Source organism: Aeromonas sp. D3 (assembly GCF_027705025.1).
Taxonomy (GTDB): domain Bacteria; phylum Pseudomonadota; class Gammaproteobacteria; order Enterobacterales; family Aeromonadaceae; genus Aeromonas; species Aeromonas salmonicida.
In genome coordinates this window covers 245,104-268,697 of the sequence record NZ_JAPDBE010000001.1, presented here as the reverse complement: position 1 = coordinate 268,697, position 23,594 = coordinate 245,104, and the positions used below count along the sequence as shown (strand labels likewise).

Below are 23,594 nucleotides of genomic sequence, written 5' to 3'. Positions count from 1 at the left end.
CTGATGTCAACCGGCTTGCGAGCTGAGATGGTAGTGACGGTTGCTGCCCTGCCCCAGCACCCCCTCCGCCAGCAGATGCTGAAATACCCTGTCCACCTCCTCCAGCGACAGCGAAAGGGCCTGCGCCACCGAGCGCTTGCTGCACTTTAGCTCGCCGCTCTCCAGCACGGAGCGCACCTGGGCCACCACAGCAGGCTCGGGTTCCGGCTTGCTCGCCACCATGGGCACTGTGGCCGCCAATTCGACCTGCCGCGCAGCGGCCTGTTCCCGCGCCTGCTGCCAATGCCACATGCGGCGAAAGCGGTTCTCCTCGCCAATCAGGCTGACGAAGAAGGCGCCAAATACATCCAGCAGCACGGAGAGGAAGCAAACCAGCAGAAACTGTACCTGGCTGAGGCTCATACCCACCCCGTCCGCCAGGCTGCTCATCAGCCCCAGCATGGAGGATTGCTCGTTGACCGGCTTGGCGTCACGCTCCTGGCGCAACTCATCCTGCTGCAACCTGAGCTTGGTGTTGGCCTGCTGCAAGCCACTGACACCGCTGGAGATCCGCGCCATCTCTATGTACTTGCGCGCAGCCTCCTCGTTGAGCTGGATCTGGCGTTCTATGCTGGCGATCTGCTCGTCGAAACGGGCCAGCTCCCGCTCATGTCGCGCCTGCTGACTCAGCACAGTGTTGGTGGCACTGTTGATGCCGCCTATGCTGCCGCCGATGGAGATGGCCGCCAGCACGCTGTAGAACAGCAGCGACCAGAAGGCACCGCCGAGATCCCGCCGCGCCTTGCACTCGCCATATTCGTACCAGACATAAAACTTGCCCAGCTCGAAGATGATGGCCAGGCCGCCGAACAGCCACTTCATCAGCGGGTTGTCATCGATGGAGAGAAACAGCAGCAGGGAGAAGACGATGGAGGCCAGAATGGCCAACCCGGTAAAACTGTACACCGTGGTCAGTGCGAACCACCCCTTGGGGTAGCGCAATACGGCAGAAGCCTGAGTGGTCATAATGAGAAGGGGATGCCGTGCAGGAAAAGTTGGCTGCCGATTATAGTCGCCGGACTCACAGAGAGAAGGGCAAACTCTTGAATTCCTTCAGATAGAGAACCAGCTGCCCAGAGTGCGACCAAATCGAACAAATCGGCAACAGAGACGCGCTACAATCGCTCCTCTGACTTAATCCCGTTATGCGGTTATATGCGGTTCCGCCCAGGTTCAGCCCGGCAGGACTACACTGATCCGCAACTGTCACTACCCGAGGCCATTATGAACAAAACGACCACTATGCTGCTGTCCCTACTGCTGGTGAGCGGTGCCCCCGCTGCGCAACAATCACAGGATAATGGCGGTTCAACCTTCTCCGTTGAGGAGCTGTCATTCAATCTGGACTGGGACGACAAGCAGTTCAACTGGTCGCAAACTGACTGCCTCGATCTGGGAATGGGGGACGCGCGCGCTACCGATTGCAAACGGATAAGACTCAATCTGGACGATCAGGAAAACCGCAACCAGCCCCCCAGCACCAACGAGATCCAGGTCAACCAGCAGAGTAGCCAGTAACAACGGGAGTATTCTTGCCATGAATCCATTCAAGCGCTACCCCACGATTAACTGCAGCGCACTGCTGCTCTCCCTGCTCGTAGTGCAGGGCACCGCTCTTGCTGCGCCCCCCTCCAAAGGAGGCGACGGCATCAACATCTCCGGCAATGACATCAAGATCGATCTCGACTGGGATGACAAAAAGTACGACTGGTGGCAGAACCACTGCCTGGATCTCGATATTGGCGATGGCCGCATCAAACTCAACTGCGACAAGATGGATGGCAAGTACCTGGATCACTACAACCGCAGCATCCACAGCGGCAACAACCCGGGACAAGGTCACGACAAACACAAGGACAAGAGCAACGGCAAGAAAAACTGACCGTCCCTTTCCTCAATACAGCAGGGGCTTCTGGCCCCAGTGCTCATTTCGTTACCAGTAATTCTCCGCACTGATGTTGCCGGGGGCTCGCCGCAGGTTCTTGGCCAGCCCGAGTTCCAGCAAGGTCTGCTGGGTCTCCTTCACCATGGCCGGATTGCCACAGATAAGCACCTGGCTCTGCTCGGGTGAAAATGCGAGCCCGACTCGCGCCTGCAGTCGCCCGTCGGCGATGGCCGCCGGGATCCTGCCAGCCATTGCCCCTGGCCACCCTTCGCGACTGACGAAGGGGACATAATGAAAGCGCGCCCCGTGCTGCTCGGCAAAGCTGGCGATCAGCCCCTGGTAGCTAAGCTCTTCTCCTCTTCTCACCCCATGTACCAGCACCAGGTTCTCGAAGCGCTCAAACGCCTCGCCATCCGCCAGCATGGAGAGGAAGGGGCCTATGGCAGTGCCGGTGGAGAGCAACCAGAGATCACGACCGGACGGCACCTCGTCAAGGACCAGAAAGCCGGTGGCCTGAGACTGCACCAGCAGGGTGTCGCCCTCCTGCAGAGAGCCAAGAGATGGCGTCAGCTCACCGTCCGGGATCTCGACCAGATAGAATTCGTGATAGGGGGCTGAGGGGGGATTGACGAAGGAATAGGCTCGCTGGATGCGGCGCTCGCCCTGCGCGAGGGCCAGTTTGGTAAATTGTCCTGCCTTGTAGGGGGCAAGCTCTGCCGCCACGCGCAGGGAAAACAGGGTGGGGGTCCATTCGATGCGCTCGATGACCCGACCTTCGACCCAGGCTGCCATAGGGATCTCCTCAAGAGGAACAGAGCTTCACTCTACCCTTTGATCCCAAAATAAAAAACCCGCGCAAATGCGCGGGTTTTTTTGCAACAGCGAATCGCTATTACAGGGCAACAACCTGAACTTGTACGGTTGCTTTGACGTCAGCGTGCAGCTGAACAACAACTTCGTACTCGCCGGTGTTACGCAGAACGTTGCCCATGCGGACCTCGCTCTTGGCAACAGCAACGCCGGCAGCAGTGATGGCATCAGCCACGTCACGGGTACCGATGGAACCGAACAGCTTGCCTTCGTCGCCAGCTTTGGAGGCGATAACAACAGCAGCCAGTTCACCCAGCTTGGCAGCGCGCTCTTCAGCGGCAGCTTTACCGGCAGCCAGTTTGGCTTCCAGTTCAGCACGGCGAGCATCGAAAGTCTCGATGTTGGCCTTGGTAGCCATAACGGCTTTGCCTTGCGGGATCAGATAGTTACGGGCGTAGCCAGCTTTAACAGCGACTTGATCACCCAGACCGCCCAGTTTGGCGATTTTGTCGAGCAGGATAACTTGCATTACCTTTCCTCTATGGAAGTTGAGTTAGGCTTAAGTGCCGGGCCGATTCTTACTTGTTGTGCAGATCGGTGTACGGCAGCAGAGCCAGGTAACGAGCACGCTTGATGGCGCGTGCCAGCTGACGCTGATACTTGGCGCGGGTACCGGTGATACGGCTCGGTACGATCTTGCCAGATTCAGTGACGTAGTTTTTCAGAGTAACGATATCTTTGTAGTCGATCTCGGTAACGTTCTCGGCAGTGAAACGGCAGAACTTACGACGACGGAAATAACGTGCCATGGCCTTTATCCTCTATTCAGTGATCCAGAATTACTCTTCGGAAGACGCTGCTTCAACAGTATCTTCGCGGCGCTCGTCGTCACGACGGACGAAGCGCTCTTCCTTGGCCTTGGCCATCGGAGAAACTTCAGTCACGGCGTGCTTGGTGCGCATGATCATGTTGCGGATAACGGCATCGTTGAAACGGAAGTTGGTTTCCAGTTCATCGATAACGGCTTGCTCTGCTTCCACGTTCATCAGAACGTAGTGAGCTTTGTGCAGCTTGTCGATCGGGTAAGCCAGTTGACGACGGCCCCAATCTTCCATGCGATGGATAGTACCACCCGCGGTGGTGATAGCACCGGTGTAACGCTCGATCATACCGGGTACTTGCTCGCTCTGGTCCGGATGAACCATGAAGACGATTTCGTAATGACGCATTTTAGCTCCTTACGGATTAATTCAGCCTCCGCCCAGGTGCAGCCAGACCTCGGAGGCAAGGAACGTATGGTGTGTTTAGACGCTGCTTTCTAGGGCGGCGTATTGTACGAAATCACATCCCTCACTGCAACTGGCCACCGCAGATGTTTTTATCTATGGGTATGATACAAAACATCAATTGATAACAATTATCATTTAGATCTATTCTATCTCCATAATCTTATGGAGGGTGTTTCCATGCAACCCGCGCTGACCACGGCCATTCCGGCCCGCAAATTCAAACTGACCCTGCTCGGGCCCGCCTTTATCGCCGCCATCGGCTATATCGATCCGGGCAACTTCGCCACCAATATCCAGGCAGGCTCCACCTTCGGTTATCAGCTGCTGTGGGTGGTGGTGTGGGCCAATCTGATGGCTATGCTGGTGCAGACCCTCTCCGCCAAGCTCGGCATCGTTACCGGCAAGAATCTGGCTGAACACATACGCGACAGGCTGCCCAAACCGGCAGTCTGGGCCTACTGGGTACAGGCGGAGATCATCGCCATGGCGACCGATCTGGCCGAATTCATCGGCGCAGCGGTCGGCTTCAAGCTGCTGCTCGGCGTCACCCTGCTGGAAGGCGCCTGCATCACGGCCGTGGTGACCTGGGGCATTCTCATGCTGCAGAGCCGCGGCCAGAAGCCACTTGAGTTCGTGGTTGGCGGCCTGTTGCTGTTCGTGGCGGCGGCCTATATCGTCGAGCTGGTATTCTCCCGCCCCCACCTGCCGAGCCTGCTGGAAGGGGCCCTCTTCCCCGGCCTGCCCAACAGCGAGGCGGTCTATCTGGCGGCCGGGGTGCTCGGTGCCACCGTAATGCCCCATGTCATCTACCTGCACTCGGCGCTGACCCAGCACACCCAGGATCAGGGCACAGTGCCTCAGCGGCTTCACACCACACGGGTAGACGTAGCCATTGCCATGACCATAGCCGGCTTCGTCAACCTGGCCATGATGGCGATGGCGGCCGCCGCCTTTCACAGTTCTGGCAACCAGCAGGTGGCCGAACTCGAATCTGCCTACCAGACTCTCACTCCCTTGCTCGGGCAGGCCGCCGCCACCCTGTTCGGCCTGTCTCTGGTGGCCTCGGGCATCTCCTCCACAGTGGTAGGAACCCTGGCAGGACAAGTAGTAATGCAGGGTTTCGTGCGTTTCACCATACCGCTCTGGCTACGCCGTGCCATCACAATGGCTCCCGCCTTTGTGGTGATCGCCATGGGGCTCAATACCACCGAGATCCTGGTGCTGAGCCAGGTGGTGCTCAGTTTTGGTATAGCGCTGGCACTCATTCCGCTGCTGATCCTGACCGGCGATCGGGCGCTGATGGGAGAGTATCGCAACCATCCGGTGACTCAGGCTGTCGGTCGCCTTATCGTCGCACTGGTGATCGGCCTCAACGCCTACCTGCTGGTCGCCATGATCTAGTGCTCACGACCCGTTGCTCAGGCCGGCTCATTAACCCAGGTTAATGAGCCGGCCTGCGCTTTGGCGTATGCTGCTCTCCTTTCATCTGCGATTAGCGGGAGCCATCCATGGAACATACCCGAGCCAGCTTCGTGCTGGGCCATCATCATGAACCGGCCAGCGTGGTCTTCTGCCAGAGTGGCGATACCAGCCTGCTGGTCACCGACCTCACCCCCTTTCATCCGCAAAGCCACCTCTGGCCCGATCAACCGGGGGATGTGGGCACGGTTTGCTGGGATGGCGGTGACGCCAGTGTAGGCCCCTGCCGGATGGGCGCCATCAGCCCGGAGGGCGAACTGTTCGTGGACAAGGATATACCGGTCAAGCGGGGCGCCGAAGGGTGGGCCTTCGTGGTGGTGCATCCCCTAGCGGGCCATCACACTCTGGCTGTGGGCTCCCGGGTTGAACTGAAGGTGGATGCCGCTGCCCGCCACTCCTTAAGCCTGGGTCACAGCGGCTGCCATCTGGCGGCGCTGGCCCTCAATCGGATGCTGACCCCCTACTGGCGCAAGGAGGTGAGCGAGCGCGATGCACTCGATCAACCCGACTTTGACCGCCTCGCCATTCAAACCTCGCGGGTCGAGCCCATGGGCTCCCGGGAGCAGTACCGCATCGGCAAGAGTCTGCGCAAGAAGGGGGTCAATAGTGACGCTTTGTTGGCGGAACTGGCGCAGATAGAGACCAGCGTAAACCAGCAGCTGGCCGACTGGCTGGCGGCCAATGGCGAGATCCGCCGCAGCCGTGCGGGCGAGGCCATCATAGACTCGCGCTACTGGCACTGCATGCTTGAAGGTAAAGAGGTGACCATTCCCTGCGGCGGCACCCATGTGGCCACACTGGCCGAGCTGGGCCAGGTGCGGGTACAGCTCGCCCCCTGCGAGGAGGGCTTTACCCTGACGACTCTGATCACCCCTTGAGTCAAACATCAGGCCGGGCGGCGCCCGGTCTGATGCAGCCAGGGATCAGGCAAGACGGATCAACAAGATACCGCAGAGGATCACCAAGGCGGCGCACAGTCGTACCCGCCCCAGTTTCTCCCCCAGCCAGCACCAGGAGAGCAGCACGGCAAACAGTACGCTGCTCTCGCGCAGCGCCGCCACCAGCCCGATGGGCGCCTGGGTCATGGCCCAGATGACGATGCCGTAGGCAAGCAGTGACAAAGCGCCGCCAAGCGCACCGGTACGCCACGCCGCAAGATCAAGCGCACGCCAGGCGGTGCGACTCTGCCAGCGCATCAGCAGTGGCATCATCAGCGCAGTCAGGGCAAACAGCCAGAGGGTGTAACGCACCGGCTCACCGGCCGAGCGGGCACCAGCCCCGTCCGAGAGGGTATAGGCTGCGGTAAACAGCGCCGTGATCAGCACGGCGCTCAGGGCCCCAGACGCCAGTTTGATGCCGCCGCGCCAGGCCATCAGCAGCACACCGCTCACCAGCACCAGGGCGCCTGCCACCGCCAGCACTCCCGGCACCTCCCCCAATAACAAGGCCCCGAACAGCAAAGTCACCAAGGGCGCACTGCCACGCGCCAGCGGGTAGATCTGGCCGAATTCCCCCAGCCGATAGGCCCGACCGAGAAACAGACAATAGCCACAATGCAGCAGGATGGAGAGCGCCAGCCAGGGGTATTCGGCAGGCACAGGCAGCCCGACCAGCGGCAAGAAAGGGGCGGCAAACAACCCGGAACAGAGGGAGACAAGAAGCACGCTGACACGCCCCTCGGCCTGGCGTTTGGCCAGCGCATTCCAGAGGGCGTGCAGCAGCGCGGCCAGCAAGATGGCCGCAAAGATGGTTGGCGTCATGACAGGGTTCCGATAATCACAAGCCGCCAAGCCTAACCGATTTCCTGTGCGGCAACCGAGACAGGCTTCATAAGCTGCCCATATGATAAACCGGCCATCCGCCGGTTTATCATATGGAGTCAAGTTGACTGGGTTAGCGCAAACGCCGCTGCCAATGGATGGCCAGCAAGATGAAACTCACCCCGACCCAGAGGTTCCAGGCCGGGATCTCGCCAAACAGCCAGATCCCCATCAGCACCACAAACATCAGGCCTGAGTATTCGGTTGCCGCAATACGGTTGGCCTCCACCTGCCGGTAGGCGTAGATGCAGCTGGCATGATAGAGCAGTTGCATCACGCCGCTGCCGCCGATCAGTGCCAGCAGATGCCAGTCCACAGGTTGCCATTGATTCACCGCCAACCCAGCCGTCAATGGCAGCGCCAGCAAGTTTGCCCAGAACAGGGTCGCCACCACAGAGATCCCCGCAGGCAGCTTGCGGCCGGTGACATTGAACAGCGCCAGAGTGAAGGCGGTCACCAGCGCGCCCAGACCCGCCAGATGGAAGTCTCCCGGCTTGAGCACGAACACGACACCAATCAGCCCCATGCCCCCCAGCAGCCAGACCCGGGAGTTGATCTTCTCCTTGAGCAGCCAGGCAGCCAGCGGCAATGTCAGCAAGGGTGAGACATAGAAGATGGCGTTGGCCGTGGCCAGCGGCAGCTGGGTCAGTGCCAGCATCATGCCGCCGCCACCGAGCAGGCAGAGGTGACCACGCAGCAGGTGCCATTTCCAGGCACCCAGTCCCCAGGCCGCTCTCGGCACTCTCAACATAAAGGGCAGCAACACTAGCAGGGTCAGCAGCTGGCGCAGGAACATGTATTGGAAGGGGCTGAAACCGGGGCCGATCAACTTGACCAGCACATCGGAGAAGGCCTGGGCCAGATTGCCCAGTACCAGAGTGATGATGGCGAAGGTTTGCAGGTCCAGAGCGAACCGCTTGCGCAACAACTCCATCAGCGACAGCCACTCGAGTGACGAACGCAGATAAAATGGCTCAACGGCTTAATTGCTGAATCTTGTTTTGTATTAATGGGATAAAAAACCATTTTTAAACCTATCCATCAACGGTTGCCGATTAATCACTCAAAGGGTACCCAGTAATATGGCGTCGAGCACCCGTTTTCTTTACTACCTCAAGACATAATAATTTCATTGTTATGCTTTAAAGGTATTAAGACGAGGTCATGCCAATGTGGGGAATGTCATCTTCCAGATAGGGTTCACCCACGGCGGTGAAGCCATGGCGACCATAGAAACCCTGCAGATGGGCCTGAGCGCCCAGATAGATGCCGACACCGGGCCACAATTGTTCGCACTCCACCAACGCCTGCTGCATCAGTCGATGACCGAGACCGTCACCTCTGGCCTCCGGCGATGTCACCACCCGTCCGATCACCACCTGGTGCGCCTTGGCCACATCAGGCGCCATCAGTCTGGCGTACGCCACCAGCACGCCATCCTGCCAGCCGAGCAGGTGCTGCACATCGGGACGCTTGTCGACGCCATCCAGATCGAGGAAGACGCAAGTCTGCTCCACCACGAAAACGCGGGATCTCAGCACGAGCAATTCATAAAGCTCATTGACATCGAGTTGTTCAAAAGATTTGAGGGACCAGTTCATGGGAACTCCTTGCTCATCGAGAAAGGCAGCATAGCCAGCAGCGCGGGCGCAGGCATTAACCTTTGTTAAGATCCTTCAGCCGCTTGCGAATGCGGCTCAGGCTGATGGGGGTGATGCCCAGATAAGCGGCGATCTGGTGATCCGGCACCCTGGCATCCAGCGCGGGGAAACATTGCAGGAAGTGTTGATAACGGGCCAGGGGGCTCTCGGTCAACAGCAGCAACTCTTTCTCTTCCTTGATACGCAACTGCACCGCCAGCAAGTGGTGATACCAGGCGGACCAGCAAGGGAGCTGACGCAAATCCCTCAGGTTGAAGAGTTGCAGGCGGCATGGCTCCAGCGCCTCCACACTGTAGCGGGCGGGTTCACCACTGAGCAGATGGTGGAAGTCGATAAACTCGTCCCCCTCCCAATAGAACTCCTTGATATACTCGCGGCCATCCGCCAGCACCACCTTGGCTCGCAGCAGCCCCTGCTCCACCTTGACCAGCAGATCGGGCTTGTCACCGGCATGCCAGAGGCAAGTACGAGGGCTCAGGGTCAAAGGCCGGGCAAAAGAGAGGAGGCGCGCGGCCTCCTGCTCATTTGTGACCTGATCCCGACTGAACGGGGGTCTGTCCATCCCGTTCCCTTAAGCGCGACGCTGACGCACGGCTTCGAACAGACAGACACCGGTCGCCACCGAGACGTTGAGACTGGATACAGCCCCCGCCATCGGAATGCTGACCAGCTCGTCGCAGTGTTCGCGAGTCAGGCGGCGCATGCCCTTGCCTTCGGCACCCATGACCAGCGCCATGGGGCCGGTCAGCTTGGCCTGATAGACATCGTGATCCGCCTCACCGGCAGTACCGACGATCCAGACTCCGCGATCCTTCAACTCCCGCAGACTGCGGGCCAGATTGGTGACCTGGATAAGCGGCACCACTTCGGCGGCGCCACAGGCAACCTTGCGCACCACCGAGGTCAGGCCGCTGGCCTTGTCACGCGGCACTATCACCGCATGGACTCCGGCCGCATCGGCGCTGCGCAGGCAGGCACCCAGGTTGTGCGGATCTGTCACCCCGTCCAGCACCAGCAGGAAAGGCTGGGCCTTTTGCTCGGCCAGGTTGTCCAGCAAGCTGGCCAGATCGTGCTCGGCCAGCTTGGGCGCCTCTATCACCTTGGCCATGATGCCCTGGTGATTGTTGCCTTCCGCTTTGTCATCAAGGGTCTTGCGGTTCACGCTCTGCACCTTGAGGCCGAGAGATTCCATCTCGGCCAACAGGGGGTGCAGCCGGTCGTCATCCCGGCCCTTGAGGGCCCACACTTCGATGAAACGCTCCGGGGTACGCTCAAGCAGCGCGGATACAGCGTGAATGCCGTAGATCAGTTCAGTACTCATTTAGTGCTCTTGGCCTTATCGTGAGCCTTTTTGCTCGGTCGTCTGTTGCTGGGCTTGGCACGGCCACCCTTGTCGGATTTGCCGATATTCTTGCCCTCTTTGCGTTTCTCGTGGCGCTGGGCGCTCTTGGCTTTCTCGCTCTTGATCTCGGCCTGCTTGCGCGCCATCTCTTTGGCGTTCTTGCCGGTGGCCTGGAGCGGCTCTTCCACCATCACGAAGTCGATCTTGCGATCATCCAGGTTTACGCCCATCACCTTGACGCGTACCTTGTCACCCAGACGGTAGCGACGGCGGAAGTTCTCGCCGATCAGCTGCATGTGCAGGGGATCAAACTGGTAGTAGTCGTTGGTCAGGGTGCTGACGTGGACCAGACCGTCGATGTGGATTTCCGCCAGACGGACGAAGAAACCAAAGCCGGTGACGCTGGCGATGACGCCGTCAAACTCGTCACCCACGTGATCCAGCATGTACTCGCACTTGAGCCAGTCGGCCACGTCGCGGGTCGCATCGTCGGCACGGCGCTCGGTCATGGAGCAGTGCTCGCCCATGGGATCCACTTCTTCCAGCTGGTAGTGATAACCACCGCTCGGGGTCCACTTGTGGCGCAGGTTGGGCTGCTGCTCCTTGGCCGCCTGATACTTGATGGCACGGTGCAGGATAAGGTCGGGATAACGACGGATCGGCGAGGTGAAGTGGGCATAGGACTTCAATGCCAGACCGAAGTGGCCGATATTGTCAGCCTGATAAACAGCCTGACGCATGGAGCGCAGCAGCATGGTGGAGAGCAGCTCGGCATCCGGGCGCCCTTCAAACTTGGCGGCCAGCTCGGCAAAATCTTTCGGCTCGGGCTCGAGGCCGCCCTTGAGCTCCAGACCCAGTTCGGCCAAGAAATCACGGAAACCGGTCAGGCGCTCTTCACCCGGACGGTCGTGCACCCGGAACAGGGCTGATGCTTCGTTCTTCTCGATGTAACGGGCCGCAGCCACGTTCGCCTGGATCATGCACTCTTCGATGATCTTGTGGGCGTCGTTGCGCACCAGCGGCACTATCTGGTCGATCTTGCGCTGGGCGTTGAAGATGAAGCGGGTTTCTTCGCTCTCGAATTCCACCGCGCCACGCTGGTGACGGGCGTGCTTGAGCGCCTTGTAGAGGTTGTTGAGCTCTTCGATGTGGCCCACCAGCGGGTCATATTGCTGACGCAGCTTGGGATCCCCATCCAGAATGGCCGCGACCTTGCTGTAGGTCATGCGAGCATGGGAGTTCATCACGGCTTCGTAGAACTTGTAACCGGACATGCGACCGGCGGCAGAGATGGTCATCTCGCACACCATGCACAGACGGTCGACCTGCGGGTTCAGGGAACACAGACCGTTGGAGAGCACCTCCGGCAGCATGGGCACCACGAACTCGGGGAAATAGACGGAGTTGCCGCGCTGATACGCTTCGGCATCTAGCGCAGTGCCGGGCTTCACATAGGCAGAAACATCCGCAATGGCAACCCACAGACGCCAGCCGCCACCGCGCTTGGCTTCACAGAAGACGGCGTCATCGAAGTCGCGGGCATCTTCCCCATCGATAGTGACCAGCGGCAGGGCGCGCAGATCGATACGACCCTCTTTGGCCTTTTCCGGCACCTGTTCGCCAAGACCGGCAACCTCTTTGGTCACCTCTTCCGGCCAGGTATGCGGGATACCGTGGGTACGCAGGGCGATTTCAATCTCCATGCCCGGCGCCATGTTCTCGCCCAGCACGTCCAGCACGGTACCGACCGCGTTGATGCGGGAGTTGGCGCGCTGGTTGATGCGCACCACCACGACCTGGCTCTGGCGAGCGCCCTTGTTTTCCCCTTCCGGGATTATGATGTCCTGGCCGATACGGCTGTCATCCGGCACCACGAAACCCACGCCATTTTCGACGAAGTAACGGCCGACGATATCCGCTTCACGAGACTTGAGCAGACGTACCAGTCGCGCTTCCTGACGACCCTTGCGATCGATCTCGGTCGGTTGCACCAGCGCATAGTCGCCATGCATCAGGCGCTGCATCTCGCGGTTGTTCAAATAAAGATCCGGTCCACCACCTTCCGGGCGCAGAAAACCGAAACCATCTTTGTGGCCGAGTACATACCCTTTTACCAGATTCAGACGATCCGGCAGGGCGTAACATTGGTTGCGAGTGAATACCAGTTGCCCATCGCGCTCCATGGCGCGCAGACGACGGCGCAAGGCTTCCAACGGCTCTTCGTCGGTCAGCTTGAGGGCCTTGGCCAACTCATCACGGGTCATGGGTTTTTCATGACCCTTGATGAGCTCCAGCAGCATCTCGCGACTGGCGATGGGGTTTTCGTATTTTTCGGCCTCGCGTTGGAGGAAAGGATCTTTTTGAGACATAAGCAGGCCTTAGGGTAGGTAGTAACGCAGACATTATATCGAAGGGGGGAGCTAATGGCATCCATCGACTGCCTTTTGGCCAATCTCTCTGTCATACTATGCAAAGTTTGCAGGCATGATGAGACACGGAACTCATGAGCAAGGACTCGTTCGCGCAATCCGCCGCCTATCTTAAGCAGGCGGTTCCACTGATGATCAAGTATCAAATTCCCACGACGCCGGATAACTATACCCTTTGGTATAACTACGTGTCGGCCAGCATGCCAGAGCTCAATCAGGCCATCGATCAGGCGATCAAGCTGCAGGGCACCTGCTCACTCACCACCTGCGAGCGGCTCTATCATCAGCACCTCGCCGCCCAGGATGAGCAGCAGATGGAGGCCATGAAACTCAGTCTGGCCGCCATGGCAAACGAGCTCGGCCACACCATGCAAGACGCCATTTCCGACACCGGCATGTTTCAGGAGATGCTCGACAAGAGCTTCGATCGACTGAGTCTCATCGACGATGAAGGGCTTAGCCTTGACGACACCATGGGCATCTTGCGGGATCTGGTGCGCGAATCCCGGGATGTGCGCATGTCGACCATGCACTTTCGCAATCAGCTCAGCAATGCAGAGAAAGAGATCAAAGAGCTGCGTGAGGCACTGAACGAAACCCTCAAGCTGGCCAACGAGGATGCCCTCACCTCCCTGCTCAATCGCCGCGCCTTCGATCTGGAGATCGATGGCTTGATCCGCAGCAAGCAGCCCTTCTCCCTCATTCTGTCGGACATCGACCGCTTCAAGAATTTCAACGATGAATATGGTCACCTGCTTGGGGATCAGGTACTGCGTGCCTTCAGCAAGCGGCTGCGGGAAACGTGCAAGGAGGGCGTCACCGCCTATCGGCTCGGTGGTGAGGAGTTCGCCCTGCTGGTGCCCATGCGCAACCTGGCCCTGAGCCGCCAGATGGCCGAGAGTCTGCGCCGTGCCATAGAGAAGATGTCCATCCTGGATCGCAAGTCCGGCCGCCGTATCGACCACATCACAGCCTCGTTCGGAGTGGGTGAGTACAATGGCCAGGAAACAGGCGATACGCTGGTCGAGCGCACCGACAAACTGCTCTACAAGGCAAAAGAGCTGGGCCGCAACCGGGTCATGCCCTTGCCGTCCTGAATCCTCCAGACAACAAAAAGGCCGGTCAATGACCGGCCTTTTTCATTTTTGCCATGCACAACCTAGAGGCTTTTCAGCTTCTCTTCAGGCAGTGCCAGCTCGTCATTGTGGTTGACGCCGATACCACGCGCCAGCACGTTACGAGCGATCTCATGGGCCTCTTCCAGCGAATGCATGCTGAAGGTGCCGCACTGATATTCGTTCAGCTCCGGGATCTTGGCCTGCTCCTGCACTGTCAACACATCGCTCATGGCAGCCTGCCAGGCGGCGCCCACACGGGCTTCGTCCGGCGCGCCAATCAGGCTCATGTAGAAACCGGTACGGCACCCCATGGGGGAGATGTCGATGATCTCCACACCATTGCCGTTCAGGTGATCACGCATGAAACCGGCAAAGAGGTGCTCAAGGGTGTGAATGCCGCGTTCGGAGAGGATCTCCTGGTTCGGCACGCAGAAACGCAGGTCGAACACGGTTATGGTGTCCTTGCTCGGGGTCTGCATTGTCTTGGCCACGCGCACTGCAGGCGCTTCCATGCGGGTGTGGTCAACGGTAAAACTGTCCAATAACGGCATTTCTGACTCCTGATTTGGTTACCAGAACCAGCCCCCGCTGGAGAGCTGATCCTTGCATTGTCGATACTGGGCGCCGTAGCGCTGGGCACGCGCCTCTACCTTGCGGGAGGTCTTCATCAGCCACCCCTTGCTGCGGTAGCTGCCACGCCGGTAGCCACCCCACCCTTCGTGATAGTTGAGATACTGACCATAGGCATCCCACTTGGAAGTGCCGTTCAGCCGCTGGGCCTTGTTAGTGTACCAGCCCATGAAATCGATGGCGTCGGCAAAGTCGTCGCGGCTGCTCCAGCTATTGCCGGTTTCCCGTTGGTAGTCGTCCCAGGTCTCATCTTTCACCTGGGCATAACCATAGGCGGAGCTGGCTCGCCCGGTAGGAATGAAGAGGAAGTAGCCCATTGGCGGCTGGGCATCGTGTACGAAGGAGGACTCCTGATACATCATGGCCATCACCACCTGAACAGGTGTACCCCACTTTTCGTTCATCTTGAGCGCCGCCTTGTGCCAGTCGGGCTTTTCCCGAAAGATCTGGCATAGATTTTCCGGCTGGGCCGGCGGGCGGGTACTGCAGGCGGTCAGGCCAATCAGCAGGCCCGCCGCCACGAAGAGGCGCATCCATGACATCTGAAGGCTTGTCTCTTCGTTCTCCTGGTCGATACGAGGCACATCCATCACATCAAATCGCGTCTTCGTTCTCTTCGCCGGTACGGATACGAATGACACGCTCCACCTCGCAAACGAAGATCTTGCCGTCACCAATCTTGCCGGTACGGGCCGTGTTCTGGATAGCTTCAATGCAGGCATCCAGATCCTCGTCCTGCACCACCAGCTCCACCTTCACCTTAGGCAGGAAATCCACCATGTACTCGGCGCCGCGATAGAGCTCGGTATGCCCCTTCTGACGGCCGAAGCCTTTGACTTCGGATACTGTCATGCCGTTGATGCCGATCTCGGCCAGGGCCTCACGCACATCGTCCAGCTTGAACGGCTTGATGATGGCTTCAATCTTCTTCATGGTGACTCCTTACCAGTTCTGTTTGCCGAACCCGGATGTGATGGGGTAACGACGATCCTTACCAAAGTTGCGGGCCGTAATACGGGGCCCGACGGCAGCCTGACGGCGTTTGTACTCGTTGAGATCCACCAGCCGGATCACCTTGCGCACCACCACCTCTTCAAATCCTTCTGCCACCATGTCGGCGACAGAGGCATCCTCTTCCACATAGCGCTTGAGGATGGCATCCAGGATGTCGTAGGGGGGCAGGCTGTCCTGATCCACCTGATCCGGCGCCAATTCTGCCGAAGGAGGACGGTCGATGACCCGTTGTGGGATCACATAATCGACTGAATTGCGATATTCGCACAGCTTGAAGACCAGGGTCTTGGGAACGTCTTTGAGCACATCAAAACCGCCCGCCATGTCACCATACAGGGTGGCATAGCCCACGGCCATCTCGCTCTTGTTGCCCGTGGTCAGCACTATGCGACGACGCTTGTTGGAGAGCGCCATCAAAAGTACCCCGCGGCAGCGTGCCTGCAGGTTCTCTTCTGTCGTATCGCGGGCCGTGCCGGCAAACAGCGGTGCCAGCTGGGTCATAAACCCTTCAAACATGGGCTCGATGGAGATGATGTCAAACTCGACCCCCATCCGCTCGGCCTGCTCCTTGGCATCCTCCACACTCATCTGGGCGGTGTAACGGAACGGCATCATCACCGCCTGCACCTTGTCTGCCCCGATGGCGTCAGCAGCGATTGCCAGGGTCAGGGCGGAGTCGATACCACCGGAGAGGCCCAATACGGCGCCCTGGAAGCCGTTTTTGGTGATGTAGTCGTGCACCGCCAGCACCAGCGCCTGATAAGTCTCGGCCAATGGCTCGAGCGGGGTGGCCGGTTCACGCTCTTTCACCGGTTGACCATCGGCAAAGTGCACCAGGGCCAGCTCTTCGGCAAACGGGGCCAGCTTGTGGGTCAGCTCACCCTGGCTGTTGAACACCTTGGAGCAGCCATCGAAAATCAGCTCGTCCTGGCCGCACACCTGATTGAGGTAGACCAGCGGCAAACCGGTCTGGCTGCAACGCTCAGTCATCAGTTCACGACGGATCCAGGGTTTCTCCTGATCGTAGGGCGAGGCGTTGATGGTGAGCAACAGCTCGGCCCCTGCCGCCTTGGCGGCCAGCACCGGGCCCGGTTGCCACAGATCTTCGCAGATGAGCAGTCCCAGCTTATGACCACGGAACGGCACCACACAGGTATCCGTGCCCGCGGTGAAATAGCGCTTCTCGTCAAATACGCCGTAGTTGGGCAGGTCTTGCTTGAAGTAGCGGGCGACCAGCTTGCCCTGCTCATAGAGGGAAGCGGCGTTATAGAGCGCCGCCCCTTCACGCCAGGGATGCCCCACCAGAATGGCGCAGCTGCCCTGCCAGGTCGCGATGCGAGCCAGCGCAGTGTCGACACGGATCATCAGGTCGCTGCGCAGCAACAGGTCTTCCGGCGGATAGCCGGTCAGGGCCAGCTCGGAGCACACCAGCAGGTCGGCGCCTTGTTGCTCGGCCTGAATGGCCGCAGCCAGCACCTTGTCACAGTTATCTTCGATGGCGCCTACCGTCAGATTCAACTGGGCAAGCATCAGAGAGAGGGCTTTTGCCATGGCGATACATCTTAAAATCGAAAATGATGGGGAATGATAAAGAAAAGGGGGGCAATCTGCCAGTTCAAGACGGGTGTTAGCATGTGACAGCAACCACAGGGAGGGATAAGCTGTAAATAGTCACGGAACGACAGGCCCAAGTTCATATGAAACAAGCCGGATTTACCTTGCTGGAGCTGATGGTTGCTATTGCCCTGGCCGTCATTCTGCTCGGCATAGGCATTCCTTCCCTCGGCAACCTGCTTCAAGATAACCGCGCCAATTATGAAAGTGAGCGCCTCATGAAACATCTGCGCTTTGCTCGCAATCAGGCAATCAGCGATCAACAGACCGTGACAGCATGCCTGGTCAACACCGGCAATCAATGTGTCACAAACAGTCCAAGCCAATTGCTGGTGTTCACTGACAGCAACAGCAACGCTAGGCTGGATAATGGCGAAACCGAGCTATCCAGAACCCCTGTGTTTTCAGCAGATACCGTACTCAGTTCGACAAGAACCCGCGTCTTGTTTGCCACTGATGGCACCAGCCTTGGGACAAATATGACCATTTCAATATGCGTCAGCGGGGAACCGACCATTAACCTCGTCATTGCCGCATCAGGGCGCAGCAGCAAAACGGATACCGCCGTCATCTGCCCCTAGCCATTATCTCGGCTGTGACGCCTCCTGCGCTCTGGCTGCCTCCTGGCTGAATGGCTGTTCTGTTGGCTGGCACTCCACTACCCTTCTGACCATTAAAAGCTGCCCATCCATTTCAAATCCTTTCTTTTTAAAGGCGATTTCAGCCCTCTGGCTATCCGTTATCGTCCCCTGAATAACGACATAGCTACCATTCTCCAGCTCGACATAGCATTTTCTATCCACTCCAGCATGAACACTGGCTGCGCTCAACAAGGCCATCAGCCACAGGATCATTTTCATTGGGGCTCATCCTCATACAGGTATATTTTCTTGGGCGCCATATCCATTTCAGCCTCATCCGCCCCCTCCGAACACTCGCCCTCTCCAGTACAGCGCTCAGGCACACCCTCGCCCTCGTCTTTGAGAATGACCTCTTCACCCGGAGCGCCACCAATAATCCGTATCTTCGAATCGTCACCCGCATGGATCACCAGATCGTCGGCTACCTTGTTGTTTACCTCCACATAGCGCTGAGGGGTTTCGTTACCATCCTGGTCCACCACGTATTTGAAAGACGTACCGTAATGCATGTCGACCATATACTGCCGCATGGCACCAATGGACTGGATAGTACACTCCTCGAATGACTGGACCTGCGGCAAGAAAGAAGTGAAATAGAGCTTGCCTTGCAGCACTACCCCTGCGCCCATGGACTTCTCTCCTGACTCCGCCAGCCAATACTTCCAACCCGATTTACTGGTGATAGCCGCTCTCAGGCTGAGCAGGTCATTGGTCGCCGTAACACCGGCCAGAGGATCCACCGATACATCATACAAGTCCGTCATCGTGATGGGAGCAGGAGCCCCGGTGTTGTAGTTCTTGGCAACGACCCCGTAGTCACGCAGCATGAAATAGGCGTTTTGCACTGTAGACTCGGATGATGGACGATTTCGATCACCAGAACCAATCAGCACGGCATCGAATGGCCTCTCCTTGAACGAGAAATAGTCTTCGCCACTGATCACCGTCTTGGTCACTTGCTTGTTAATGGTCCGCACCACCACCGGCTGGGTAAAGAAGCGGCGGTCATTCGCCTGCACATCGTCAGACCCCAGGCTGGCGAACTTGAAAATGCTCCAGGCGCTGGTGCTGGTTGAGGGCATATCCAAACGCCAGATATTACCGCCCGTATCCCCGGCATAAATCCGGTCGGTTCTCCCGTCACCGTCACTGTCGAGTGTGGAAACCGGCCCCGGCATACTGTCGACCATTCCAGTCACCTGCTTGTTGGTACTGGAACCCGTTCCCGGTGTTGCACTGAATACCAGTGCACCACTATCGGCATCGACCATGTAGAGCCCCATCCCCTTACTGTCGGAGCTACCGATCCCGACCTTGCTCTTGTTGGCGTCGTAACCACCGGAAAACACCATCACCAGTCGCTTGTTACTCGGGGAGGCATCCCAAGGTACATAGGCTACCTCCGGCACTGACCAAGTTTCGCCGAGCAATGAGAAGCCAGTTGTCTGGCTATTGATCACCCATTTCAAGCTGGGCGCATCAGGATTGGTGATATCGAGTGCATAGTAGCTACTGCCGCCAGCACGCAAACCGAAGAACAGCCAGACAAAGTCCCCCTCTGATGCCTTGAGGACACCATTGCTATTGGCATCCTTGATCAGCGCCACCGGAGAAGCATCAACGCCGTAGAGATGATCCGCAGACTCGGCATTGAGACGCAGAGCCTCCTGTTTTGGCAGCAGCTCGTAAGGGATCATGGCCCAGCTTTCATCAACCGTACTGCCGAGATCCTTGAACATGTGCAGGAAACCGGCGTTGGTTCCCATCAAGATACGCAAGTCAGGCATACAAGTGCTCTGGCCCGAAGGAATGGTGCAGCCATAGTTGACCACCAATGGACGGGAATGCAGCGGATCTCCCACTATGTATGGGCGGATAGTGGTGCTGCCATCATAATCCTCATCATCCACATCGAGCCCTTTGGTCCAGTCGATCTGGCCGTCGAGTTCGGTGGAACTGGCCAGCTGCATGTAACTGGCAAGGTTGTCGGCAGAGCCGGCAATCGACACAAGATTGGCTTTGTTAAAAGTGTCCAATCGCTTGGGTGATGCAACTGAATTGATCACATAAAGGTTGCGATTGGTCTTCTCGGCCAACATGGCCTGCACGCCGCCCTTGGCAACCGAATTACCATCCCGCTCCGATGACCAGTAGGTCTGAGCCTGCTCCAGAATGGAACCATCCGCCTTGATGGCGGGCAGGCCGTTAACATCCGCCACATACCCATCACCAGACAGAGTCAGCTTCTTCAAGTTGCCCTTCCAGCGCGGCCCGGTATCTGGCTCGAACATGGCGTAATAGATATTGTTGAGGCTGCGAGTCCGGTCAAAGTTGTTGGTGGTGATCGCCGGAGACACCAGAGAGGTGTTTATCCGCAAAATGGCCAGCAGGGAAGACCGCAACGCCTGCGTGAGCGCTTCAGCGCTGACCGCCGGGTAGTATTGACCGCCTCCACGCCTCGCCGTCTCTGCCAGCAGATTGCCTGCCCCGGAGATGGCTTCATCACCAAATCCCACGGTAAACGTGGTCACAGTCTGCTTGCCGGGCGATGAAGTGTTCACATCCTTGTTCTTCATGTAACCGGCCATCGCTGCTAGATAGCTCTTGGAGGTGCCAGAACCATATCCCACTGTCGAGCCGTAGGCAGCCCGTTCATCTGCGCTTAGCGAGTCCGTCAACGCCTTTACTGCGCTGTCAGCAGCCGTATCGCTGGTTGGTGCACCATCGGTAACATAGATGACATAGCCGTTATTTGAACATTTGTCATAAGGCGAGGTGTAAGTACCTTCAGGGTCTTCGGCGAGCTTGTCCCGCGTCCCGCCTTGTTTGCCATAGAGTACGGGTTGCCCCCCGTAGAAACGGTAGGCTTCATAGAGGGTTTCACACAGTGGCGTATTGGTCGTGGCAGAGAGGCCCTCCACTGTGTTGAGCAAGTTCTGCTCGGCGGTGATGGTGCCGACCATATCGTCATTGCTGAGGATGCGACGCACCACTCTGCCGCCATTGGTGCTGGTACTGTTGTTGGTATTGAAAATTGCCAAACCGAAATCAACCCCGGGAGTGGAGGAGATCACAGACTTGACCGCATCCTTGGCGATGCGCAGACGTGACTCGACGGCGTACCCAGTCGGCCCGTAATACCAACGAATATAGTTGGCCGTGTAGAGGGTTACACTGGTGTTGCTACCCGATGTGGCGTCATTCGCGTTACCGGTGTAGTACCATTCACCACGAGTGTTGCTGGTTTTGTCGACCGGATAACCGTCACTGACCGACCCCACCTCCAGCGTCCCGCTGAAAGGATTGGCTGGATTGCGGTTCTGAATATCCTGCTTGCAGTCGACGATGGTGATGTCATCTTCGTTCTCGCCAGAGATGGTCTCCCAATCTCCCTGACGAGGCACCCCATTGCGATAGCTTGAATAGACATAGGTCCAGACTTGGGACTGAAAGTAACCTACAGTGCCAAGAGGGGTCTTGGATGAAGCGCAAGCATTGATACTGTCGCGAAAGCGTCGATTGCTGTTGATGGCTGGCACCGAACCGTCGGTCGAGTAATAGACATAATTACGCGAGTTGCCGGTATCCGGATCCCGGTTCAACGATGGATAGACAGTGGCAGGATTGTACTTCTCTCGCTCCAGCTCCATGGTTTCCGCCATACTGCCGGAGTTGTCGAAGATGATCAGCACCTTGGGCCGATAATCCCCCGCTTTCGAGAAGTCATAGATAAACAACTCGGTATCATCCGAGTAGGCATCACTGGCGACAGCAGGCACACTCAGTGCGCACAGGGCCATCAACCACAGTTTTTCATGATGTAACATCGCTGCCGCTCCTATTCAGCCTTCTTTAACAATGGCTGTTCGACCCCAACAGTCCAGGTCATGGGACGTCCCTGTTTCCCGTACGCCTGGCTTGCCTCGAGCTCCACATAACGGCAGGCGGGTATGACGTTCTTGCTGGTTGCGTCAAATCGTCGCTTGCACACGGTTTCACTTCTATATTGCATGATGGCATTACCCATGGAGCCACTCACTGTTGACGTCGCAGTCGAAACAGAAGGCATCTGAGCAATCTGGGTAGCGAGCCCTGTTTGCTGCATCGCGCCACCTATGATGCCCTCCACCCTGTGCTCGACCTGCTGTAACGCTGCAGCCGCCCCACTGGCACGCAGATCCATGCCCCCAGATTGCATCAACACCACGGCGATCAGTGTCAAGGGAGCCAGGATCACCAACGCAACTATCAATGCCACACCACGTGAATGCCTCACTGCCCACCTCCCGCCATCATCATGGGATTGCGCAGCACCACAGTGCTTTCCAGAAGCAGGCGGCGAAATCCATCCCCATTGCCGGCCACGCTGACATCACCCAGTTGATAGACATTGTTATTGGTGTAGCGGCTGGATGCCTGCAGCGAGCGCACCAGCAAAAACACACGGACTGCTATCACCCGCCCTTCACCCCACTCTTGCGAGGTGACTGCATCTATGGCAGAAAACTTGTCGATACGACCATCCGGCACATTGCTGGTGTCGACCCCGAACAGCAGCACCATCCGCTCAATACCATCCACCAAGGCCCCTGATATCAACCAGGAGCCACCATCAGCAGTGAGCATTCGCTTGCGCAGTTCAAAACCACCGCTGCCGTTAGGAGAGAGATAATAGACGTGGTGCTGGTACTCCCAAATCTGGCGCATCGGCATGGTTGTCTCGGAGGGAGCTGTCTCATTACCTCTGAACAAATGAGCCAGTTGAGTATTGGTAGCCATATAGAAGCGATTGGCATCCAACCCTCCCGTCACCGGATTTCCAATCAGGCGCTTGATGCTGATGACGTCCGTGTTGGCCACGCGAGTAGGGGATGAAATACAGGCAAAACCGCTCATGGTGCCTGCCGTGCTGATATGGGCAACCCAGAGTGGGCGCACCGGAAAGAGGCTGGAGGGAAGGCTCCCTTCATTTCGCTCATCCAGACAATCATTTACCACGGTAGCCCCGGAAGACAAGGTCAGCTCATCGCCCACAGTCAAAGCCCCCCCCGTGAAGTCACCCCAGAATCCGGCCCAGCGTAAATCCTGGGTGATGAGACGCATGGCAATGCGGCCGTTCTCGAGCAGCTCGCTCTGATCAAAGGACTCATTGGTAGTAGAGCGGGAGGCAACAAAAACAGCCAACACGCCACCCAGCAAAAAAACGCCGATGACCATGGCGATAAGCCATTCAACCAAAGTAAAACCGCGACTGTTCACAGGGTGGTCGTCAGAACAAACTGACGCCTCGTCAAATCCAGGCCAGCAATTCCGCAAGAAGCGGTAATGGCGGGGGCTACAGCACCGGCTGCCGCACCATCATGGGACGATTCGCGACCCGCCCAGAAGATGGAGACGGTCAACGCATTGTTTGCACCTTTGATAATGCAGCCAGTGGGATTGCGCAGGGTCGTTCCAGCCCCGGATGCCGCACTACCCAGTAGCGACTGTCGCCAGAAATAAAGGTCAAGCGCCAGCAAATCGGCATTGCTGCAACCGCTCATGGTGCCATTCTCATTGGCACAAGATGGCAAGAATGAGGTTCCGCCACTGACAATCCAAGTATTGCTGGCCTGAAGCTCCCATGCCCCACGGTTTACCTTGAGACGCTCAACCATGTCATTGGCCAGCCAGCTGGCAATAGTTCTCTGTCTTGCCTCATAACTGGAAAACTTTGCTTGTACCTGCATGGCAACCAACCCCAACAGACCAAACGAAAGCACTACCGCCGCTATCATTACTTCCAGCAGACTGAATCCAGCCAGGCAAGTTAGTCGTCTCATC

26 protein-coding genes are annotated in these 23,594 nt (G+C 57.9%); 6 read left to right on the top strand and 20 right to left on the bottom strand.

Annotated features, from left to right (window positions below):
• Positions 1 to 6 precede the first annotated feature (6 nt).
• Positions 7 to 1,005, bottom strand: a complete 999-nt coding sequence (locus OKC28_RS01330; protein ID WP_021138607.1) for a hypothetical protein — start codon at positions 1,003 to 1,005, stop codon at positions 7 to 9.
• Between the two features lie 258 nt (positions 1,006 to 1,263).
• On the opposite strand from OKC28_RS01330, the gene OKC28_RS01325 reads away from it, so the two are divergent.
• Together OKC28_RS01325 and OKC28_RS01320 are read left to right on the top strand one after the other, a co-directional pair.
• Positions 1,264 to 1,557 (top strand): hypothetical protein, encoded by a 294-nt coding sequence (locus OKC28_RS01325; RefSeq protein WP_270686840.1) that lies wholly within the window; start codon positions 1,264 to 1,266, stop codon positions 1,555 to 1,557.
• 19 nt (positions 1,558 to 1,576) lie between these two features.
• Positions 1,577 to 1,921, top strand: a complete 345-nt coding sequence (locus OKC28_RS01320) for a hypothetical protein (protein WP_270686839.1) — start codon at positions 1,577 to 1,579, stop codon at positions 1,919 to 1,921.
• Between the two features lie 51 nt (positions 1,922 to 1,972).
• Here the strand turns inward: OKC28_RS01320 and OKC28_RS01315 are convergent, their stop codons facing one another.
• From OKC28_RS01315 to rpsF, 4 genes are all read right to left on the bottom strand, one after another.
• Positions 1,973 to 2,716 (bottom strand): ferredoxin--NADP reductase, encoded by a 744-nt coding sequence (locus OKC28_RS01315; RefSeq protein ID WP_270686838.1) that lies wholly within the window; start codon positions 2,714 to 2,716, stop codon positions 1,973 to 1,975.
• 100 nt (positions 2,717 to 2,816) lie between these two features.
• Positions 2,817 to 3,263, bottom strand: a complete 447-nt coding sequence (gene rplI / locus OKC28_RS01310) for a 50S ribosomal protein L9 (RefSeq protein WP_005313386.1) — start codon at positions 3,261 to 3,263, stop codon at positions 2,817 to 2,819.
• Positions 3,264 to 3,312: 49 nt separating this feature from the next.
• A complete protein-coding gene (gene rpsR / locus OKC28_RS01305; protein ID WP_005313392.1) occupies positions 3,313 to 3,543 on the bottom strand; it encodes a 30S ribosomal protein S18 in 231 nt (76 codons plus the stop codon).
• A gap of 30 nt (positions 3,544 to 3,573) precedes the next feature.
• The gene (rpsF, locus tag OKC28_RS01300) at positions 3,574 to 3,963 is read right to left on the bottom strand and encodes a 30S ribosomal protein S6 (RefSeq protein ID WP_005313395.1); all 390 of its coding nucleotides are present in this window, start codon (positions 3,961 to 3,963) and stop codon (positions 3,574 to 3,576) included.
• A 237-nt stretch (positions 3,964 to 4,200) separates the two neighbouring features.
• Here rpsF and OKC28_RS01295 point away from each other — a divergent pair, with 237 nt between their 5' ends.
• Both OKC28_RS01295 and OKC28_RS01290 read left to right on the top strand, forming a co-directional pair.
• On the top strand, positions 4,201 to 5,424 hold the full coding sequence (locus OKC28_RS01295; protein WP_270686837.1) for an Nramp family divalent metal transporter: 1,224 nt from the start codon (positions 4,201 to 4,203) through the stop codon (positions 5,422 to 5,424).
• Positions 5,425 to 5,531: 107 nt separating this feature from the next.
• The gene (locus OKC28_RS01290; protein WP_099991617.1) at positions 5,532 to 6,380 is read left to right on the top strand and encodes a hypothetical protein; all 849 of its coding nucleotides are present in this window, start codon (positions 5,532 to 5,534) and stop codon (positions 6,378 to 6,380) included.
• A gap of 45 nt (positions 6,381 to 6,425) precedes the next feature.
• Here the strand turns inward: OKC28_RS01290 and OKC28_RS01285 are convergent, their stop codons facing one another.
• The 6 genes from OKC28_RS01285 to rnr form a co-directional block, all read right to left on the bottom strand.
• Entirely contained in the window at positions 6,426 to 7,262 is an 837-nt protein-coding gene (locus OKC28_RS01285; protein ID WP_087756472.1) for a DMT family transporter, read from the bottom strand.
• Between the two features lie 133 nt (positions 7,263 to 7,395).
• Positions 7,396 to 8,256 (bottom strand): DMT family transporter, encoded by an 861-nt coding sequence (locus OKC28_RS01280; protein ID WP_270686833.1) that lies wholly within the window; start codon positions 8,254 to 8,256, stop codon positions 7,396 to 7,398.
• A gap of 217 nt (positions 8,257 to 8,473) precedes the next feature.
• Positions 8,474 to 8,923 (bottom strand): GNAT family N-acetyltransferase, encoded by a 450-nt coding sequence (locus OKC28_RS01275; protein ID WP_212540095.1) that lies wholly within the window; start codon positions 8,921 to 8,923, stop codon positions 8,474 to 8,476.
• Between the two features lie 55 nt (positions 8,924 to 8,978).
• Positions 8,979 to 9,545 (bottom strand): Crp/Fnr family transcriptional regulator, encoded by a 567-nt coding sequence (locus tag OKC28_RS01270; RefSeq protein ID WP_270686829.1) that lies wholly within the window; start codon positions 9,543 to 9,545, stop codon positions 8,979 to 8,981.
• 9 nt (positions 9,546 to 9,554) lie between these two features.
• Positions 9,555 to 10,304 carry a 23S rRNA (guanosine(2251)-2'-O)-methyltransferase RlmB gene (gene rlmB / locus OKC28_RS01265; protein WP_005313416.1) on the bottom strand — a complete coding sequence of 250 codons (750 nt, stop codon included), beginning with the start codon at positions 10,302 to 10,304 and terminating at the stop codon, positions 9,555 to 9,557.
• Positions 10,301 to 12,694 (bottom strand): ribonuclease R, encoded by a 2,394-nt coding sequence (rnr, locus tag OKC28_RS01260; protein WP_111587996.1) that lies wholly within the window; start codon positions 12,692 to 12,694, stop codon positions 10,301 to 10,303. Before rnr ends, rlmB begins: the two co-directional genes overlap by 4 nt.
• A 134-nt stretch (positions 12,695 to 12,828) precedes the next feature.
• Here rnr and OKC28_RS01255 point away from each other — a divergent pair, with 134 nt between their 5' ends.
• Entirely contained in the window at positions 12,829 to 13,851 is a 1,023-nt protein-coding gene (locus OKC28_RS01255; protein ID WP_270686826.1) for a GGDEF domain-containing protein, read from the top strand.
• Positions 13,852 to 13,913: 62 nt separating this feature from the next.
• Here the strand turns inward: OKC28_RS01255 and luxS are convergent, their stop codons facing one another.
• From luxS to OKC28_RS01235, 4 genes are all read right to left on the bottom strand, one after another.
• Positions 13,914 to 14,423, bottom strand: a complete 510-nt coding sequence (luxS, locus tag OKC28_RS01250; RefSeq protein ID WP_059111722.1) for an S-ribosylhomocysteine lyase — start codon at positions 14,421 to 14,423, stop codon at positions 13,914 to 13,916.
• A gap of 18 nt (positions 14,424 to 14,441) precedes the next feature.
• Positions 14,442 to 15,035 carry a transglycosylase SLT domain-containing protein gene (locus OKC28_RS01245; RefSeq protein WP_005313426.1) on the bottom strand — a complete coding sequence of 198 codons (594 nt, stop codon included), beginning with the start codon at positions 15,033 to 15,035 and terminating at the stop codon, positions 14,442 to 14,444.
• A 61-nt stretch (positions 15,036 to 15,096) separates the two neighbouring features.
• Positions 15,097 to 15,435, bottom strand: coding sequence for a nitrogen regulatory protein P-II (glnB, locus tag OKC28_RS01240; protein ID WP_005313429.1), 339 nt, complete (start codon positions 15,433 to 15,435; stop codon positions 15,097 to 15,099).
• A gap of 9 nt (positions 15,436 to 15,444) precedes the next feature.
• A complete protein-coding gene (locus OKC28_RS01235) occupies positions 15,445 to 17,067 on the bottom strand; it encodes an NAD+ synthase (RefSeq protein WP_270686820.1) in 1,623 nt (540 codons plus the stop codon).
• Positions 17,068 to 17,213: 146 nt separating this feature from the next.
• On the opposite strand from OKC28_RS01235, the gene tppE reads away from it, so the two are divergent.
• Complete coding sequence (gene tppE / locus OKC28_RS01230) at positions 17,214 to 17,711, top strand: type IVa pilus pseudopilin TppE (RefSeq protein ID WP_059168781.1); 498 nt, start codon at positions 17,214 to 17,216, stop codon at positions 17,709 to 17,711.
• A 3-nt stretch (positions 17,712 to 17,714) separates the two neighbouring features.
• On the opposite strand, the gene tapY2 is transcribed toward tppE, so the two are convergent.
• The 5 genes from tapY2 to tppB are packed head-to-tail and all read right to left on the bottom strand — an operon-like array spanning position 17,715 to position 23,593.
• The gene (gene tapY2 / locus OKC28_RS01225) at positions 17,715 to 17,990 is read right to left on the bottom strand and encodes a type IVa secretion system protein TapY2 (protein WP_155602288.1); all 276 of its coding nucleotides are present in this window, start codon (positions 17,988 to 17,990) and stop codon (positions 17,715 to 17,717) included.
• Positions 17,987 to 21,598: a pilus assembly protein gene (locus OKC28_RS01220; protein ID WP_270686814.1), complete on the bottom strand. Its 3,612-nt coding sequence runs from the start codon at positions 21,596 to 21,598 to the stop codon at positions 17,987 to 17,989. Before OKC28_RS01220 ends, tapY2 begins: the two co-directional genes overlap by 4 nt.
• An 11-nt stretch (positions 21,599 to 21,609) precedes the next feature.
• Positions 21,610 to 22,047, bottom strand: coding sequence for a type IVa pilus pseudopilin TppD (gene tppD, locus OKC28_RS01215; RefSeq protein WP_219598366.1), 438 nt, complete (start codon positions 22,045 to 22,047; stop codon positions 21,610 to 21,612).
• A complete protein-coding gene (gene tppC / locus OKC28_RS01210) occupies positions 22,044 to 23,030 on the bottom strand; it encodes a type IVa pilus pseudopilin TppC (RefSeq protein WP_270686811.1) in 987 nt (328 codons plus the stop codon). Before tppC ends, tppD begins: the two co-directional genes overlap by 4 nt.
• A complete protein-coding gene (gene tppB / locus OKC28_RS01205) occupies positions 23,027 to 23,593 on the bottom strand; it encodes a type IVa pilus pseudopilin TppB (RefSeq protein WP_270686809.1) in 567 nt (188 codons plus the stop codon). Before tppB ends, tppC begins: the two co-directional genes overlap by 4 nt.
• Between the last annotated feature and the right edge of the window lies 1 nt (position 23,594).